Origin of the sequence: Chitinophaga alhagiae, assembly GCF_003568665.1 — a bacterium.
GTDB classification, from domain to species: Bacteria; Bacteroidota; Bacteroidia; order Chitinophagales; family Chitinophagaceae; genus Chitinophaga; species Chitinophaga alhagiae.
Window position 1 is genome coordinate 331,011 of sequence record NZ_QXMH01000003.1, and the last position, 14,751, is coordinate 345,761.

At 54.3% G+C, this 14,751-nt stretch carries 18 protein-coding genes and 1 pseudogene; 6 read left to right on the forward strand and 13 right to left on the reverse strand.

What is annotated here, in order from left to right:
• Positions 1-67: 67 nt before the first annotated feature.
• A complete protein-coding gene (locus D3A97_RS17635; RefSeq protein WP_119079844.1) occupies positions 68-1,960 on the reverse strand; it encodes a histidine kinase in 1,893 nt (630 codons plus the stop codon).
• Positions 1,961-1,970: 10 nt separating this feature from the next.
• Positions 1,971-2,702: a LytR/AlgR family response regulator transcription factor gene (locus tag D3A97_RS17640; protein ID WP_119079845.1), complete on the reverse strand. Its 732-nt coding sequence runs from the start codon at positions 2,700-2,702 to the stop codon at positions 1,971-1,973.
• 104 nt (positions 2,703-2,806) lie between these two features.
• On the opposite strand from D3A97_RS17640, the gene map reads away from it, so the two are divergent.
• From map to D3A97_RS17655, 3 genes are all read left to right on the forward strand, one after another.
• Complete coding sequence (gene map, locus D3A97_RS17645) at positions 2,807-3,571, forward strand: type I methionyl aminopeptidase (protein ID WP_119079846.1); 765 nt, start codon at positions 2,807-2,809, stop codon at positions 3,569-3,571.
• A 181-nt stretch (positions 3,572-3,752) separates the two neighbouring features.
• Positions 3,753-4,931 (forward strand): DUF5009 domain-containing protein, encoded by a 1,179-nt coding sequence (locus tag D3A97_RS17650; RefSeq protein ID WP_119079847.1) that lies wholly within the window; start codon positions 3,753-3,755, stop codon positions 4,929-4,931.
• 30 nt (positions 4,932-4,961) lie between these two features.
• Entirely contained in the window at positions 4,962-5,831 is an 870-nt protein-coding gene (locus tag D3A97_RS17655) for an aldose 1-epimerase family protein (protein ID WP_119079848.1), read from the forward strand.
• A gap of 12 nt (positions 5,832-5,843) precedes the next feature.
• Here D3A97_RS17655 and D3A97_RS17660 read toward each other — a convergent pair whose 3' ends face one another.
• Genes D3A97_RS17660 through D3A97_RS17675 form a run of 4 tightly spaced genes read right to left on the reverse strand, consistent with a single transcriptional unit; the run spans position 5,844 to position 8,127 of the window.
• Positions 5,844-6,548: a DNA alkylation repair protein gene (locus D3A97_RS17660; protein WP_119079849.1), complete on the reverse strand. Its 705-nt coding sequence runs from the start codon at positions 6,546-6,548 to the stop codon at positions 5,844-5,846.
• 30 nt (positions 6,549-6,578) lie between these two features.
• On the reverse strand, positions 6,579-7,451 hold the full coding sequence (locus tag D3A97_RS17665) for a pirin family protein (RefSeq protein ID WP_198674051.1): 873 nt from the start codon (positions 7,449-7,451) through the stop codon (positions 6,579-6,581).
• The gene (locus D3A97_RS17670) at positions 7,448-7,813 is read right to left on the reverse strand and encodes a hypothetical protein (protein ID WP_119079850.1); all 366 of its coding nucleotides are present in this window, start codon (positions 7,811-7,813) and stop codon (positions 7,448-7,450) included. The genes D3A97_RS17665 and D3A97_RS17670 overlap by 4 nt, the downstream gene beginning before the upstream one ends.
• Before the next feature lie 14 nt (positions 7,814-7,827).
• A complete protein-coding gene (locus tag D3A97_RS17675; RefSeq protein WP_119079851.1) occupies positions 7,828-8,127 on the reverse strand; it encodes a GNAT family N-acetyltransferase in 300 nt (99 codons plus the stop codon).
• A gap of 178 nt (positions 8,128-8,305) precedes the next feature.
• Between D3A97_RS17675 and bioA the strand changes: the two genes are divergently transcribed.
• Complete coding sequence (gene bioA / locus D3A97_RS17680) at positions 8,306-9,592, forward strand: adenosylmethionine--8-amino-7-oxononanoate transaminase (protein WP_119080166.1); 1,287 nt, start codon at positions 8,306-8,308, stop codon at positions 9,590-9,592.
• A 65-nt stretch (positions 9,593-9,657) separates the two neighbouring features.
• Here bioA and D3A97_RS17685 read toward each other — a convergent pair whose 3' ends face one another.
• The 5 genes and pseudogenes from D3A97_RS17685 to D3A97_RS25370 all read right to left on the reverse strand — a co-directional run.
• A complete protein-coding gene (locus D3A97_RS17685; RefSeq protein WP_119079852.1) occupies positions 9,658-10,155 on the reverse strand; it encodes a DUF2911 domain-containing protein in 498 nt (165 codons plus the stop codon).
• A gap of 76 nt (positions 10,156-10,231) precedes the next feature.
• Entirely contained in the window at positions 10,232-10,780 is a 549-nt protein-coding gene (locus D3A97_RS17690) for an SRPBCC family protein (protein WP_119079853.1), read from the reverse strand.
• A 51-nt stretch (positions 10,781-10,831) separates the two neighbouring features.
• The gene (locus tag D3A97_RS17695; RefSeq protein ID WP_119079854.1) at positions 10,832-11,392 is read right to left on the reverse strand and encodes an SRPBCC family protein; all 561 of its coding nucleotides are present in this window, start codon (positions 11,390-11,392) and stop codon (positions 10,832-10,834) included.
• A 58-nt stretch (positions 11,393-11,450) separates the two neighbouring features.
• Entirely contained in the window at positions 11,451-12,518 is a 1,068-nt protein-coding gene (locus D3A97_RS17700) for an ABC transporter permease (RefSeq protein ID WP_232826007.1), read from the reverse strand.
• 39 nt (positions 12,519-12,557) lie between these two features.
• Positions 12,558-12,623, reverse strand: a pseudogene (locus D3A97_RS25370) (hypothetical protein); the annotation flags it as partial.
• A gap of 197 nt (positions 12,624-12,820) precedes the next feature.
• Between D3A97_RS25370 and D3A97_RS17710 the strand changes: the two are divergent.
• Complete coding sequence (locus D3A97_RS17710) at positions 12,821-13,162, forward strand: hypothetical protein (protein WP_157986608.1); 342 nt, start codon at positions 12,821-12,823, stop codon at positions 13,160-13,162.
• Positions 13,163-13,205: 43 nt separating this feature from the next.
• Here D3A97_RS17710 and D3A97_RS17715 read toward each other — a convergent pair whose 3' ends face one another.
• Positions 13,206-13,955: a hypothetical protein gene (locus D3A97_RS17715; protein WP_119079857.1), complete on the reverse strand. Its 750-nt coding sequence runs from the start codon at positions 13,953-13,955 to the stop codon at positions 13,206-13,208.
• Positions 13,956-14,000: 45 nt separating this feature from the next.
• The gene (locus tag D3A97_RS17720) at positions 14,001-14,540 is read right to left on the reverse strand and encodes an ORF6N domain-containing protein (protein ID WP_198674052.1); all 540 of its coding nucleotides are present in this window, start codon (positions 14,538-14,540) and stop codon (positions 14,001-14,003) included.
• An 8-nt stretch (positions 14,541-14,548) separates the two neighbouring features.
• Between D3A97_RS17720 and D3A97_RS25190 the strand changes: the two genes are divergently transcribed.
• Positions 14,549-14,751, forward strand: a 203-nt coding sequence (locus D3A97_RS25190; protein WP_232826008.1) for a hypothetical protein, incomplete at its 3' end; no start/stop codon positions are given.

Genomic DNA, 14,751 nt, shown 5'->3' on the forward strand with positions numbered 1-14,751 from the left:
AAGCGCCCGGGCTTTTCTCAAATCCGTGCGCTTTTGGGGGATATATGTGTTGATAGCGGGGCGGGCCTCACGCCGTTTCCCGGCCGGCATGCGCCGCACTGTTCTTACGGAAGGGAATGTCCATTTCCACTTTTATGCCGTGGCTGTTCTCCACCTTCTTGTCTGTAATATGCAGCGTGGCGGGGTGCCCGGTCTGTTTGCTGAGCATGGCCAGCCGCTCCTGGGTGATGATGGTGGACAGCGATTGTTTTTCACCGCGCCCGTCTTCCGCGGGCTGCATGCCGCTGCCGTTATCCTCTATCACACAGTGCAGGGTATGCTGGCGGCGCTCAATACGCACAGTTACCATGCCTCCGTGCTCTACCCGGCGCAGGCCATGGAGGATAGCATTCTCCACAAAGGGCTGCAGCAGCATGGGCGGTATCAGCAGTCCGTCTTCCTCATAATGTTCATATACGTCTATCTTGAAATCAAACGCGTCCTCAAAGCGCATGGCCTGCAGGCTCAGGTAGCTTTCCAGCGCCACCAGCTCGTCTTTGAGCGGCACTATGCTCTCCCTGGCGTTCTCAAGGCTGATGCGTACCAGGCGGGCAAATTTATTGAGGTATTTGATGGACTTTTCCCGCTCGTTGCTGCGGATAAAGCTCTGCAGCACGCTGAGGGTGTTGAAAATAAAATGCGGTTCCATCTGGCTGCGAAGCAGGCGCTGGCGGAGGGCGGCCTCACGCAGCTCCAGCTGCATGGCCCTCCTGCGCCACAGCAGCAGGCCCAGTATGCCCAGCAACACGGCCGCAACGGCAATTACCGCAATAATGACCTGCTGCTGCCGGCGGATCTGGCGGTTTACCTTGTTCTCAAAGGCAAGGGCCGCAATTTCATCATCTTTAGCCTTTACGGCGTACTGCGTTTCCAGCTCGCGGGCCTGCAATGCCAGGGAAGAGTCCTGCTCGGCGGCAAAGCTCTCATAAGCGCTGTCTAGCGCGGTGAAAGCCGCCTTGTAATTCCCCTGGTCCGCCAGGTTGTTGGCGCGGCGGTTCCAGGTACGGGTAATGGCGTTCTGGTCTTGCTGGGCGGTGGCCAGGTGCAGCGCGCTGTCAAGGTAGGTGGTGGCCGTGCCGTACTGGCCCAGCTTGCTGTAGGTCACCGCCAGGTTGAGGTAAGAATCTCCGTCCAGCTCATCCAGCCCGCGGTTGATCTCCATGGCCTGGAGCTGATGGCGCAGGCCTTCCTCCGGTTTATGATCGTCTACCAGCAGCACGCCCAGGTTCTCATGCAGCACTGCATCAAAATAAGGGTTGGAAAAGCTGGTATCCCTTTCCATTTCGCGGAAAAAGAGAATAGCGGAATCTGTATGCCCGGCGTCTTTGTAATATTTGGAAATGCTGTTGGCCAATACCGTTTTAAGCCGGGGCTGGGTGCAGCGTTCGTACCCTTCAAACAGGTAGCGCCGTACGGCGGGGGCGTCGCCAATTTCGTTGTAGATCTCTGACAGGCGGAAACAGATAATGGGCAGGCCCGGCGTATCCACTTTTTTGGCAAGATAGTAGGCTTCCCTGGCATAGCGCAGCGCGCTGTCATATTCCCGCTGCTCGCGCAGCAGGTCTGCCATCTGTACATTGCCGCCCAGTATCTGTTTGCCGGTGGTATCCTGCTCCCGGGCCAGCTGCACGGAACGGTCAATGAAATACCGCGCACTGTCATACTGTTTCAGCATATTGTATTGCACGCCCTTGCAGCGCAACCAGTTGCAGGTAGCCCGGTAATCGTTGGCCTGCTTTACCATGGGCAGCAGGCTGTCCAGCAGGCGGCCGGCCTCACGCGGGAGGTGGTCATGAAAATAGGGGTTGACCTCGTTTTTCATGAAAGCGATCAGCGAATCGGCGCTGCGCTCCTGCCGCGGGGCGTTTTGCGGCCCGCATGCCGCCAGCAGCAGCAATATCAGAACGGGTATACGTTGCATGTGAGAAAAATTATCGGTTGCCGGTCAGGTATTCCATCACAAAATCTTTCCGGCGGGTGGAAACGGGTATTTCTATATTGTTGCGGAGTACCAGGTAACCGTCTTTATGGTACCGGTCAATAAAGCGGTGGTTGACCAGGTAAGACTGATGCGGCCGCAGGAACCAGGTATCCGGCAGCAACTCCTCATACTCCTTGATGGATTTTGACACTACAATTTTACGCCCGTCTGCCAAAAAGAAGGTGGTATACCCTGCATCGCTCTGGCAATAAATGATCTCTTCAAAAGCCACTATCTGCAGGTATTGCTGGGAGCGCAACACAATACGGTGCGGCAGGCCGCCCTGTTTCAGCTGCTCCCGGGCCACGGCCAGTTGCGCCGGTTCCGCGGCCTGCATGCGGGATGCGCGGGCCAGCGCCTGCCGCAGCTCTTCCTCATCTACCGGTTTTAACAGGTAATCCAGCGCCCCGTACTTGATGGCCTTGATGGCGAAATGCTGGTGGGCGGTGATAAAGATCACCTTGCAGGCAGGCGCCAGCTCCTGCAGCAGGTCAAAGCCGGTGCCGTCTCCCAAAGATATGTCCAGCAGCAGCAGGTCTGGCTGCGTAGCCGGTATGAGCACCCGGGCTTCTTGTATGCTGCCGCAGGCGCCTGCCACTACAAAACCGGTTTGCTGCTGCATGAGCGTCTGAAGATCTTTGCGGATGGCGGGCTCATCATCTATTATGACTACTCTGATCACGGGGGTTGCTTTTTAGATTCAGTAGGTTGCGTGGTTTTTCCGGTTGCTAAAATATCTTTTTTAGGGGAATCATTACGTATCTTGCGGGAATTAACAGGTAAAACATGTCAATCACGAACCAGGCAGAGCTGCTGGGCATGCAGAAAGTAAGCGAAGCAGTAGCCGTAACACTCAAAAAGATGCGGGAATATGCCCAACCGGGCATGTCTACCGCGGAACTGGACAACTACGGACGTACGCTCCTCACCGCTTTAGGGGCCAGGCCCGCACCCAAGCTGACCTACGGTTTCCCCGGCTGGACCTGTATTTCCGTTAACAACGAAATTGCCCACGGCATTCCCAGCCGTAAAACCATACTCCGCGAAGGAGACCTTGTGAACGTAGATGTTTCCGCGGAGCTGAACGGCTTCTGGGCAGACAACGGCGGTTCTTTTGTGCTGGGAGAAGACCTCCGGCAGCACCAGGCGCTGGTAGACGCTTCCCGCAGCATTCTGCAAACGGCCATTGCCCACATTCACGATGGCGTCAAAATAGCCATGGTGGGCGGGCTGATAGAGGCCGAGGCCAAACGCCGCGGCTACCGCGTTATCAAAAACCTCACAGGGCATGGCATTGGCCGCGGCCTGCATGAAGCGCCTCATTCCGTGGCCAACTATTACGATCCCTACAACAAATCCAGGTTCCGTAAGAACTCCGTGGTAGCCATAGAGACCTTCATTTCCACCAAAGCTACCTGGGCTTATGAAAACGGCGATGGATGGACGCTGGTAGCGCGGGATGGCAGCTTTGTAGCCCAGCACGAGCACACCATTGTGGTAACGGACGGGCTGCCGTTGGTGCTGACGAAGGATAATGGCATCTGGGAGTAAACCAGCCGCATCACCAGCCGCATCATGTGTATGAACCATGCACTTCTCCGGGATAAAATGGAAATATATGCCTGGGAGTAAACAGCACAACAAACATATTTTAAAGGGCCTCCGGGCCCTTTATTATTTCCGGGAAAATCCCGTCTTCATTCCTTATCTTGATTCATCAAACCCACGTTAGATGAACATCACCCAACGCATTGCCTCTATTGACATTACGCGTGCCGTTACCATGTTGCTGATGATATTTGTGAACGACCTGTGGACCCTGCACAACATCCCCTCCTGGCTGGAGCACACCGCCGCAAAAGACGATGGCATGGGCCTTGCGGATACCGTTTTCCCCGCTTTTCTTTTTATAGTGGGCATGAGCATTCCCTATGCTATTGCCAGCCGCATCAAAAAGGGCGATTCCCGGCTGCAACTGTTTCGTCATGTGCTGGAGCGCTCTGTGGCGCTCATAGTGATGGGTCTCTTCCTGGTGAACGGAGGATACCTCAATGAAGTGCAGACCGGCCTCTCCCGCAATGCCTGGAACGTGATCTGCTGCGTTTGCTTCATCCTGGTCTGGAACCAGTACCCCACAACATTTCCCCGGGTGGCCGTTAACATTCTCAAGGCCATTGGCCTTGCCACCCTGGCGCTGCTGGCCTACATCTGCCGTGGCGGCGCAGACGGCCAGCTGTTTTCCACCTACTGGTGGGGCATTCTGGGGCTGATAGGCTGGGCCTACCTGGTGTCTGCCCTGGTGTATGTATTGGGCCGCGGCAGCCTGCTGGCCACGGTCTTCGCCTGGCTGGCGTTCATGGGCTGCAGCATGGCCGCGCATGCCCGGCTTACCCCTTCAGACAGCCTGCTGCGCCTGCTGCTGGACCCGCTGGAAGACGGCGCCATGCCCGCGCTGGTACTGGCCGGCGTATTAGTGTCCCAGTTGTTCAGGCAATACACCGCGGCGGGCCGCTGGCAGGCGCTCACCGGCGTACTGGCCGCCCTGGCCCTGGTGTGGCTGGCGGCGGGTTTTGCCACAAGACCGGTATGGGGCATTTCCAAAATACTGGCCACGCCCAGCTGGGTGCTCATTTGCAGCGCCCTCACCACCCTGCTGTTCATAGCGCTGTACTGGTTGTGCGATCTGAAGCAGAAAGCCCACTGGTTCAACATTATCAGGCCCGCAGGTTCAGACACGCTGCTGTGCTACCTGGTGCCATATTTCGTATATGCGGTCATGGCCGTCACCCATATGACCGGCCTCATCAGGCTGGGCGGCATCACCGGCCTCCTGAAATCCCTGCTGTTTGCCATTATTATCATACAAATAACCCGCGGCCTTGCCAAAGCAGGAATACGTTTGAAACTGTAACTTCGCAGGAGAAAAAACCCTGCTACATCCATGTTAGAGATTTCGAACGATTATTTACAAGTGCAGCTGAGCGCACAAGGCGCGGAGCTGCAAAGCATTACCCGGAAAGACCATCAGCTGGAATATTTATGGAGCGGAGACCCTGCTTTCTGGGGCAAAAAAAGCCCTATTCTCTTTCCCATAGTAGGCGGGCTGAAAAACAACACCTACCGTTATAATGGCCGGGAGTACCAGTTGGGCCGGCACGGCTTTGCCCGGGACATGGCGTTTACCGTTACCCTTCACACGGCCACCAGCATCAACTTTTCCCTGCAGGACAATGAGCGCACCCTGCAACATTATCCTTTCCCGTTTAGCCTGAACGTGCGCTATACCGTGCAAGACGCCACCTTGCTGGTCAATTATGAAGTGCAGAACATGGGAGACGATGTGATGTATTTTTCCATTGGTGCCCATCCCGCCTTCAGGGTACCGCTGGCGCCCGGCACCAGCTTTGAAGACTATGCCCTGCACTTTAATGAAACAGAAACGGCAGGCGTATGGCCGCTTTCAGCCGGCGGACAAATAGAAACAACGCCCCTGCCCTACCTGGAGCAAACCAGGCAATTGCCGCTTAAAAAAGATCTGTTCTATAAAGACGCGCTGGTGTTCAAACAACTGGCTTCTACCGCCATTGCCATCCGCAGCGCCCAAACGGCGCATGGGGTGGAGGTGCATTTTCCGGGTTTCCCGTATATGGGCATCTGGAGCGCCAAAGATGCGGACTTTGTTTGCATTGAGCCATGGTGCGGTATTGCAGACCATGTAAATACCAGTGGTGAATTGCAGGAAAAGGAAGGCATCATCCCCCTGAAACCGGAAGAGATCTTCCAGCGGCAATGGTCTGCCGTATTCTTTTAACGGGCACTGCCGTCAGCACTTGATCGTTTTCTTCTTTTTAGCGCCTCCCGGCCTGTTCCGGGAGGCCTTTATATATTCCTCAGCGGACGGCACCTTGCAGGCCGTGCCGTTCATGTCTACGCTGACCAGCCCTATTTTGCGGGCCGTTCCCACTGCTTTCTCCTCCAGCGCGTTCACATAGGTGCCCACGCCTATCACAAAGCTATTCATGGTGTACCGCACGCGGTTAGGGGCTTTATGGATCTCCTTCTCCACCCGTTTCAGCAGTTTTTCAAGCATGGGCAGGTCCAGCGCGTCATCGGCGTACATAGACACTATGCCGCCCAGCGTGCTCCAGCCGCTGCTGGCAATTTTCTCGTTGCCGGACGCTATCCATTGCAGCGCCAGCTTCCAGCCGGCGGGGTGTTCGGATGCCACCCAGGGCACGGTGTATTCACTGATACCCTGGGATTGCGAGGCTTCTACCCAATGCTGCAGCTGCTTCTCCGTCATTTTTGCCCCGTCTGCCACCAGGCCGGCCAGGTACATGGCGTCATACACGCCGGTGTCATACAATTGCAGGGCCAGCGCCTGATCGTTCTTTATTTTTTTCTGGATGTTCTTGAGGTCTGCCACCTTCACGCCGTAAGTATTTACCGCTCCGTGCTTCATGAGGGTATTGCGTGTTTGCTCGCTGCCACAGGCCCTGATGGCGTCCAGCGTTTGTTGTAACGTCATGGTAAAGGAGTTTGCTATATAAAAGTACGCCTATTCCTCGATCAAAATACCCATTTTCCCCATCTGGTAATCTCTCATGGCTTCCAGCACTTCGGTTTCAGTGTTCATCACAAAAGGCCCGTTGGCGGCTATCTTTTCGTTAAGCGGCTGGCCGGAGGCCACCAGCACCACGCTGTCTTCATCCGCGGCAATACCAATTCCTTCCCCATCGTTCCCGAACACCACCGCGTGCAGGGCGGTATATACGCTGCCACCCTCTACCTTCACCACACCGTTCACCACGTAGATGAAGGCATTGTGCGCAGGCGGGAGGGGAAAATAGAACCGGCCTCCCCTGGAGAAACGCGCCACAAACGTGTTTACAGGGGTAATGGCCGGTATGGGCCCTTGGGTGCCGTTAAGCTCCCCTGCTATGACCTGTACACGCACAAGGCCGTCTACACTATGTACTACCGGCGTATCTTCCGCATGCAGCGCAAAATAGGCAGGCTGCTCCATTTTACGGGCAGCGGGAGAGTTTACCCATAACTGCAGCATTTCCTGCTCTCCTCCCTTTTCAAAGATACCTTCCGGCGGCCTTTCACTATGTACAATACCCCGGCCGGCATGCATCCATTGGGTGCCGCCGGCCCACACTACGCTGTTGTTGCCCCTGGAGTCCCGGTGGTGCACTCCGCCTTTGAGGATAAAGGTAACGGGAGAGAAGCCGCGGTGCGGGTGCGGCCCTACGCCGGCGTGTTTCACCGGCCTGTCATCAGGTACCTGCACCTGCAGGTGATGCAATAGCAGAAAAGGGTCTATGCGGTCTGCATGCACGGACGGGAATGGCTGGCGTACCGGCACATCGCCCATTTCCTTCAGGTCTGCGTACAGTACGGTTTTTACGCTGCGGTGGGGGCTCACGGGAGGCTGCGTTTAAAGGCCTTGAACTCTTCGCGCAGCTCTACGAACAACCGGTCAAAGGTATCCATGTCTTCCTGCAGCTTGTTATGGAGCATTTGCAGCTGCGCATCGTCACCATTGGCCTCAGACATCATTTTGTCTCCCTTGATGATCAGCTGCAGCTCATCGTTCACCACTTCTTTCTGGCGGATGAGGGCGTTCTGGAAATGTTCCACTTTCACCAGCTGGTCATGCTGAAGCGGTTGCCGCGCCAGCTCTCCCAGCTCTTCCTGCAGGGACTTGATCTCCTTTTCGCTCAGCAGCAGGTCTCTTTTCCACTCCTGGTGGAGCTTGTGTAATTTGTCGAAATTTTCTATGGGCATATAACGGGTATTAATCAAAGGTTGATGCCGTGGGCGAGCAGTTTTTTCCATTCGGGATGTTTGCGCAGGTACGCGGCTACATGCGGACTGAGGGGCACCAGCTTCAGGTTCCTTTCTTCCAGCACCTGCAGCACCCGTTCTATCAGCGCATCTGCCACCCCTTCTTCCTCCAGGGCTTGCGGCACGTCTATATGGGTGAGAAATATCTTTTTCCCGCCAAACATATATTCCAGCTTTGCCATCAGGCCGCTCACCCTGGCTTCAAACTGCCTGGCATTCACATTGTCAGTTATTTCCAGCGCCTTCGCTTCCATAAAATTCGGGTTTTAACAGTGAAGACTACACGAACGTACTCCGGCTGTTACGGTTTTTCATGTGCTGACCAAATCCTGTGCCGGTATTCAATAAAACACAAAGTTACGGATTTTGGTTCTGCACGGGCGCCATTAGTGATATGATGTATGTTTTGTTTTAGTCATGTACATTTGCTCCATGCAAAAAAGTTTGAGCGAGCGTGACCAGGCAGTGATCTGGCACCCGTACACCCAGATGCAGACGGCGCCCGCGCCGGTAGGCATTGTACGGGGCGAAGGCGCCCTGTTGTTTGACGAAGCGGGCACCCCCTACCTGGATGCTACTTCCAGCTGGTGGGTCAACATTCACGGGCACTCCCATCCATATATCACGGAAAAGCTGGCAGAACAGGCGCGGCAGTTGCACCACTGCATATTTGCCGGGTATACCCACGAGCCGGCAGTACAGCTGGCGGAACGGTTGCTGCCTGTGCTCCCCGGCCGGCAGCAGAAAGTGTTCTATTCTGACAACGGCTCTACGGCCGTGGAAGTGGCCATGAAAATGGCCATCCAGTACTGGCATAACAAAGGTGAAAAAAGAAACCGCCTGCTGGCGTTCCGCAATGCCTACCACGGAGATACCTTCGGGGCTATGAGCGTGAGCGCGCGCAGCGTGTTTACCCGCGCTTTTGATGACTACCTGTTCAAGGTCAGTTTCATTGACCTCCCCACGGAAGAAAATATTGACCAGTTGCTGCAGGAAGTAGACACCCTTGCGCCAGATACGGCCGCATTCATTTTTGAGCCGCTGGTACAGGGTGCGGGCGGCATGGTGATGTATGAGGCCCCCCTGCTTGACAAACTGCTGCAACACTGCCGGCAACGGAACATACTGCTTATTGCGGACGAGATCATGACCGGCTTTGGCAGAACAGGCACCAGCTTTGCCATGGACCAGGTAACCGCCCCGCCAGACATCATTACCCTTTCCAAAGGCCTTACCGGCGGCACCATGGCCATGGGCATCACTACCTGCACGGATGAGATTTATACCGCCTTTCTTTCCTCAGACAAGCTGAAAACCCTCTTTCATGGCCATTCTTTTACCGCCAACCCCCTGACCTGCGCCGTGGCCCTGGCCAGCCTGGAACTTTTTCAGCAACCGGCCTGCCGGCAGAACAGGGAGCGCGTTGCCGCCCGGCACCGGCAATTTGCCGTGGAACTGGCTTACCAGGAAGACGTAAAGAACGTGCGCACGCTGGGTACTATACTGGCTTTCGAGATCGAGACCGGTGAGGCAGACAGTTATATCAACGACCTTTCGGGTTTCCTGCATGCCTTTTTCAGGGAGAAGCGGATAATGCTCCGGCCGCTGGGGAATACCCTGTATATACTGCCGCCCTACTGCATTACCGATACGCAGCTGGACGAAGTATACGCCAGCATACTGGACATGCTGCGGGCCTACGGAGAAAAATGGAACTGATGCCTGGCAACATAAAAAGGGCCGGCAGTTGCACCGCCGGCCCTTTCAAATTTTTTCTTTCCTGCCTAGAAGGTCAGGGGCACGCTTATCTTGGTATCGTCCCACTCAAACACCATAGCGCCTTTGGGGAAAGAGAACGTCAGTTTTTCTACGGTAGCCGCGGTTTTCTGGCGGGGCACCTTCACTTCCGCTACGTTCTTGCCCTTATTCTTTTCATAATCAGCAGCGCCGGGCTGGTCGGGTACGCTGTTCAGGATAACGGTAAACTCATTTTCACCGGGAATAGTGAACAGTGAATACGTACCGGCCTTTACCTTGGTACCGCCAAAGCTGGCATCTTTCTTAAAGGTAATGTCTGTGGATTTATTGGCACCGGTACGCCATACTTTACCATACGCTTCCAGGCCGGGGAAAATATTGCGGCCTTTTTTGGAAGGCTGGCCGTAGGCAATTTCCACATTTTCGCCAGAGGCGGTAACACGCGGGCTCAATGGGGGTTTTTGCTGCGCCACGATGGTGGTGGCGGTAAATAGAAAGGCAAGGCCCAATAACATACTTTTCATAAAAATAGGATTTGATGATTTGATGTTGGAAAAATACGCCGTTCCTCTTACAATTACCGTACCGCTTACATAAAAATCAGTTCTTTTCGCAAATATCCCGGAGTTTGTTGAGGCCTTCTTCCATGGAAGCACCAAACATACGGTCCAGCAAAAAACCGCGGAGCTTCCACCAGGGCGTCATACCTACCCTGGTTTCCATGCGCCAGAGGATGGCGGTACCCTGGCCGTCAGTGGTCGGTTTCAGTTCAATAAAACCCGTTACCGGCTTCATGGCGGGGTGGGTCATGTTGTAGGTAATGCCCTTCCTGGGGTCTGCCACCACTATTTCCACCCTGCCGGAGGCCGCATTGCCCACCGTGTTGCTCCAGGTATACCAGGCTCCCAGTCCGGCAGCTGGCTTGGAATATTGCTGCAGCATATTGCCCCGGCCGCTGTAAGCGGGGTCCCAGGGATTCCAGGAGGGCCATGTTTCAAGGTTGCTGACCTCGGCATATACTTCCGCCAGCGGGGCATTGATGGAGCCCGAGCGCTCCAGCCGGGCCGTAGACGGGAATAGCAGGGATAAAAGAAAAACCAGTGTACCTAAAATGACCACCGCGGCCAAAAACATCTTGATGAGTCGCATATTCGTATTATCGTAAAAGAAGCCGGGGCTTTTCTTTTACCCATTGTTGTTTTAGTGATTGATCCTTTCTTTTTTCAATTCCGTTTCACAGACCCGTTTCAGGTTGCGCAATCCTTTTTCAAAATCGCCGCCCACCCATTTGTCCATCATCCGCCCCATCAGCTTCCGGAGCGGGTCCTGCCCCATATCCGCCTCCATGCCCCAGGTAACCAGGGTACCCTCCGCCACGGGTTCAAAGCGGAACCAGCTTTTGGCCGTACCCTGCTGCATGAAGTTCATTTCCACGGCAAGGTACTCATGCGGGCGGCTTTCCATGATGACCAGGCTCCCCTTCCCTACATTCCTGTGCCGGCTGCTCCAGGCGTAACCGGCGCCCGCACCGGCGTCTTTTTGCGTGTATTGCAGGTCCATGGCAGGGTCATACGCATGCCAGGGAGACCACTCCGGCCATTTGCGCAATACGTTCACGAACGGGAATATGGCTGAAGCCGGCGCTTCCGTTACCAGGGAACGCTCTACCCTTACACGGGAAGGAAGATAAAGGGAGAATATAAAAAACCCCAGCACGAGCACAGCCAAAGCCCCCAACAGAATGAACAAGGCTTGTTGCATAAGGAGTGTTTTTAATTGAGGAGGACATTTAAGTTACGTTTATTCCTGCAATTATCCCTTATTCCCAGCGGAAAACTTTTATGGCCACCCCGTACGCCACTACGCCCCAGGCCACCAGTACCAGCAATTGCGGGCCGAGGTGCCAGAGGTGCAGGCCTTCAAAAGCCACCTTGCGCAAGGCATCATTCAGGTAGGTTAGCGGCAGCACCCGGCAAACGGGCTGCAGCCATGCCGGGAACACGTCTACCGAAAAAAAGGTGCCGGCCAGCAAAAATTGCGGCAGGGTGACAATGTTGGCCAGCGGCGGAATGGTGCTTTCCGTTTTGGCAATACCGCTTACAATGAACCCGAAGCCCATGAACACAATGAGGCCGAAGAGGCATAGCACCAACATTTCCAGGAAGGTGGCAAAACCGTTCACCAGGGTAAAACCAAAGAAAAAGTAACCGATGCTGATGATGATCACGGAGCCAAAAGACTGGAACAGCAGGCGGCTCAGCGCTTCTCCCAGTATGATGTACATCCGGCTGATAGGCGTGGCGAAAAAACGCTTCAGCACCAGCGTCTGGCGCAGGCTGAAAAAGAGGAAAGCCGTGCCGAACACAGCGGCGCTGAGCAGGGAAAAGCCCAGTTGCCCGGGCAATATAAAATCAATAGACTTGTAGGCCCTCCCCGGCACCACTTCAGGTGTGATGCGGGCAATGGAAGGCCGCGGGTACACCACGTCATTCACCTGGTTGAGGCTGGTGCCCAGTATATTGAACAGCACGCCCGCGCTTTCTCCGCTGGCGGTAGAGGTCTTAACATGAATATTGTACCTGGGCAGCGGCGCCTGACCGCCCGAATCTATGCGTAAAATGGCCGTCAGCCGCCCCTTGCGGAGGTCGTCTTCCATCTGTGCCTGCGGCATGGTGGTTACCAGCCGTATCCCGCTGCTGCCCCGCAATGCTTCGTAGATGGCGCCGGTTGTGTCTGACGCCGCATCTACGCCCACCTTCACCGACACGCCCCGGCCGCCGATGAAGCCGAACACCAGTATAAAAACCAGGGGGAAGGCAAGACTGAACACTACTGCCGAGGGACTTCTGAACATGCCCCGGATGCTGGCCCGGGTGATTGCCCACATTGCTTTCCACTGATTATATTTTCCTGCCATATGTTCCCTTTAAAGGGAGTAAAGGTAATATTCCGTTCCGAATAAGGAAAACCGCTCCGCAAATAAGCCGGAATAAGAATGATCGTGATTTTTTTAAAAAAAGCGTCCGTCACTTCACCCTATTCTTCAATAACCGGTAGTTAACAATTTTACAGCGTGGGCCAATGGCACATTTTATTAAGTTGCAACAAGCGGCTGCATCGCCGCATATCTGAACCGATAAAGATAGATCAACCAACCGGGTTGCCGGCAACTGAAAAACTCAACCAATTATGGCAAATCATCAAATCCAATCAGCCGCTGTTCCAACTTCAGCCAACCTTGAAAAAATGTGTACCTGCTATGACGACATTCTGAATGACCTGCAGGACTTTGACCCGTTCAGCGCCTCACAGATCATTTGCAACGTCATCAATGAACATATCAAACGCCTTACCAGTGTTATAAAACATCACAATGAAATAGCCGAGTCCGCGGAAAAAAGCATGGAAGCCCTGGCAGACGGGCTGCGGCGCCTCAGGCTGCAGGCGCAGCGGGTGGTAGATGATACCCGCAACTCCGTGATCAGGCTGGCCCCGGAAGACCGTGACCCGGTATATTCCGGCGAAGGTTAATAAACGCTTTGTTCCCCCTAGGGGGAGTGCTATATGTACTTGTTTATTGAAGGGAAAATTTTACATGGCGGATGGTTTCTTCCATCTGCGTATCTACTTCTCTTATTTCTGCATAGAAAGTGTTGGCGTCTTTCCACTTGATCTTTGCCGGGCCCCATTTTTCAGCCTGATATTCCTGCACCAGTACCGGCCCGCTTTCCCTGACCTCATACAATTCAAAACCATTGTCATTGAACTGCGCTACCAGGTCTGCATTGGCGGCAATGAAATATTTTTTGTCAGGTGAAAACTGCGGGATGCCGATGGTACGCAGCAGGGCGCCGGTACGGGCGCTGATAAGGTCATACGAGAACCATTCATACCCGATATTGAGCACCAGCCAGTGCTGTAGCTCCGGTATGAAACCCTGGTAGGTGAACTGGGCAAAATCATCACCGTCATGATGGTTGTTCACCACTACATGCCGCCCACCGTTTATCAGGGAAAATATCAGGGAATCCCCGGAGCGTACTACGCGGCCTTCCGGCGCCTTTGCAATGTTCACGGCCTCACTGGTATCCGGCTGCATTTCCGGGATGGCATCAAACTCGCTTTTGTCTATTGGGGACCAGGTAAAGAGGCGGCCGCCTATGGTAACCGTGTCTTTTATTTCCGCTATGGCCGCTGCTTCCGGTCCCGGGGCAACGGTAGAGAGGGAATCCCCGATACCGGCGGCCTGCACAGCCTGGCGGGGAGCCTGCTGCTGGCAGGCCATGGAGAGCAATATCAGGAAGGCAGGGAGTAGCCGCTTCATAGGTCTTATTGTTGTTTTGGCCGTCAAAAATAATGAATATGCCGGTTATTCCTGCGTCAGCCTGAAACCGATGCGCGTACGGGGCTGCTCAGGCTGTTGCAGCAGTTGTTTCAGGCATTCAAAAATGCGGGCAATATCTTCATCGTGCCCGGTCACTTTCCTTTCCAACTGCTCCAGTTTCAGCAGTATATCCTTATGCGCCAGCAGGGCCTCCCGCATGCGGGCAAAAATCCGGATGAGGCGAATATTGACCGTAATGGCCCTTTCACTGTTGAGGATGCATGACAGCATGGTAACCCCCTGTTCTGTAAAACAAAACGGCGCATAACGCAACCCCTGCCGGTCTTTTTTGGAGGACGCATTTTGCGTCCTCCAATTTTCGAACTCTTCTTTGTTCATTTCGAACATGAAATCTTCGGGAAAGCGGGTGATGTTCCTTCTGACGGCTTGTTTAAGCGCCCTTGTTTCCACACCGTAAAGATCCGCCAGGTCACGGTCTATCATGATCTTTTGGCCTCTTACCAGGTAAATCTTGTCGATGATCAGTTCATCGCGTACGGCAGGTATATGCTTGGATGCAGGCATAACAAACAATGATTTATGATGAATGTAACGATAAAGATGATCTAACTGGTAGAAAGAATGCCAGATATGATATTGTTTCTGAAAAAGACGATAAAAACTTCACCGCGCTGTTAAAAAGTTGGAGATCACAAGTTGTGATCTCCAACTTTTTAACAGCGCGGCCGGGGCCCAAAAAAGGGGGGGTTTTTGGGGGCCGCCCGACGAAAAAAAC

Bases quoted from the DNA above. Each gene is read 5' to 3' on its own strand.
- D3A97_RS17685 (WP_119079852.1), bottom strand. From the start codon at position 10,155: ATGAAAAGTATGTTATTGGGCCTTGCCTTTCTATTTACCGCCACCACC.
- bioA (WP_119080166.1), top strand. From the start codon at position 8,306: ATGCAAAAAAGTTTGAGCGAGCGTGACCAGGCAGTGATCTGGCACCCG.
- D3A97_RS17720 (WP_198674052.1), bottom strand. From the start codon at position 14,540: ATGCCTGCATCCAAGCATATACCTGCCGTACGCGATGAACTGATCATC.
- map (WP_119079846.1), top strand. From the start codon at position 2,807: ATGTCAATCACGAACCAGGCAGAGCTGCTGGGCATGCAGAAAGTAAGC.
- D3A97_RS17655 (WP_119079848.1), top strand. From the start codon at position 4,962: ATGTTAGAGATTTCGAACGATTATTTACAAGTGCAGCTGAGCGCACAA.
- D3A97_RS17710 (WP_157986608.1), top strand. From the start codon at position 12,821: ATGGCAAATCATCAAATCCAATCAGCCGCTGTTCCAACTTCAGCCAAC.
- D3A97_RS17670 (WP_119079850.1), bottom strand. From the start codon at position 7,813: ATGCCCATAGAAAATTTCGACAAATTACACAAGCTCCACCAGGAGTGG.
- D3A97_RS17650 (WP_119079847.1), top strand. From the start codon at position 3,753: ATGAACATCACCCAACGCATTGCCTCTATTGACATTACGCGTGCCGTT.
- D3A97_RS17695 (WP_119079854.1), bottom strand. From the start codon at position 11,392: ATGCAACAAGCCTTGTTCATTCTGTTGGGGGCTTTGGCTGTGCTCGTG.
- D3A97_RS17690 (WP_119079853.1), bottom strand. From the start codon at position 10,780: ATGCGACTCATCAAGATGTTTTTGGCCGCGGTGGTCATTTTAGGTACA.
- D3A97_RS17715 (WP_119079857.1), bottom strand. From the start codon at position 13,955: ATGAAGCGGCTACTCCCTGCCTTCCTGATATTGCTCTCCATGGCCTGC.
- D3A97_RS17675 (WP_119079851.1), bottom strand. From the start codon at position 8,127: ATGGAAGCGAAGGCGCTGGAAATAACTGACAATGTGAATGCCAGGCAG.
- D3A97_RS17700 (WP_232826007.1), bottom strand. From the start codon at position 12,518: ATGTGGGCAATCACCCGGGCCAGCATCCGGGGCATGTTCAGAAGTCCC.
- D3A97_RS17635 (WP_119079844.1), bottom strand. From the start codon at position 1,960: ATGCAACGTATACCCGTTCTGATATTGCTGCTGCTGGCGGCATGCGGG.
- D3A97_RS17660 (WP_119079849.1), bottom strand. From the start codon at position 6,548: ATGACGTTACAACAAACGCTGGACGCCATCAGGGCCTGTGGCAGCGAG.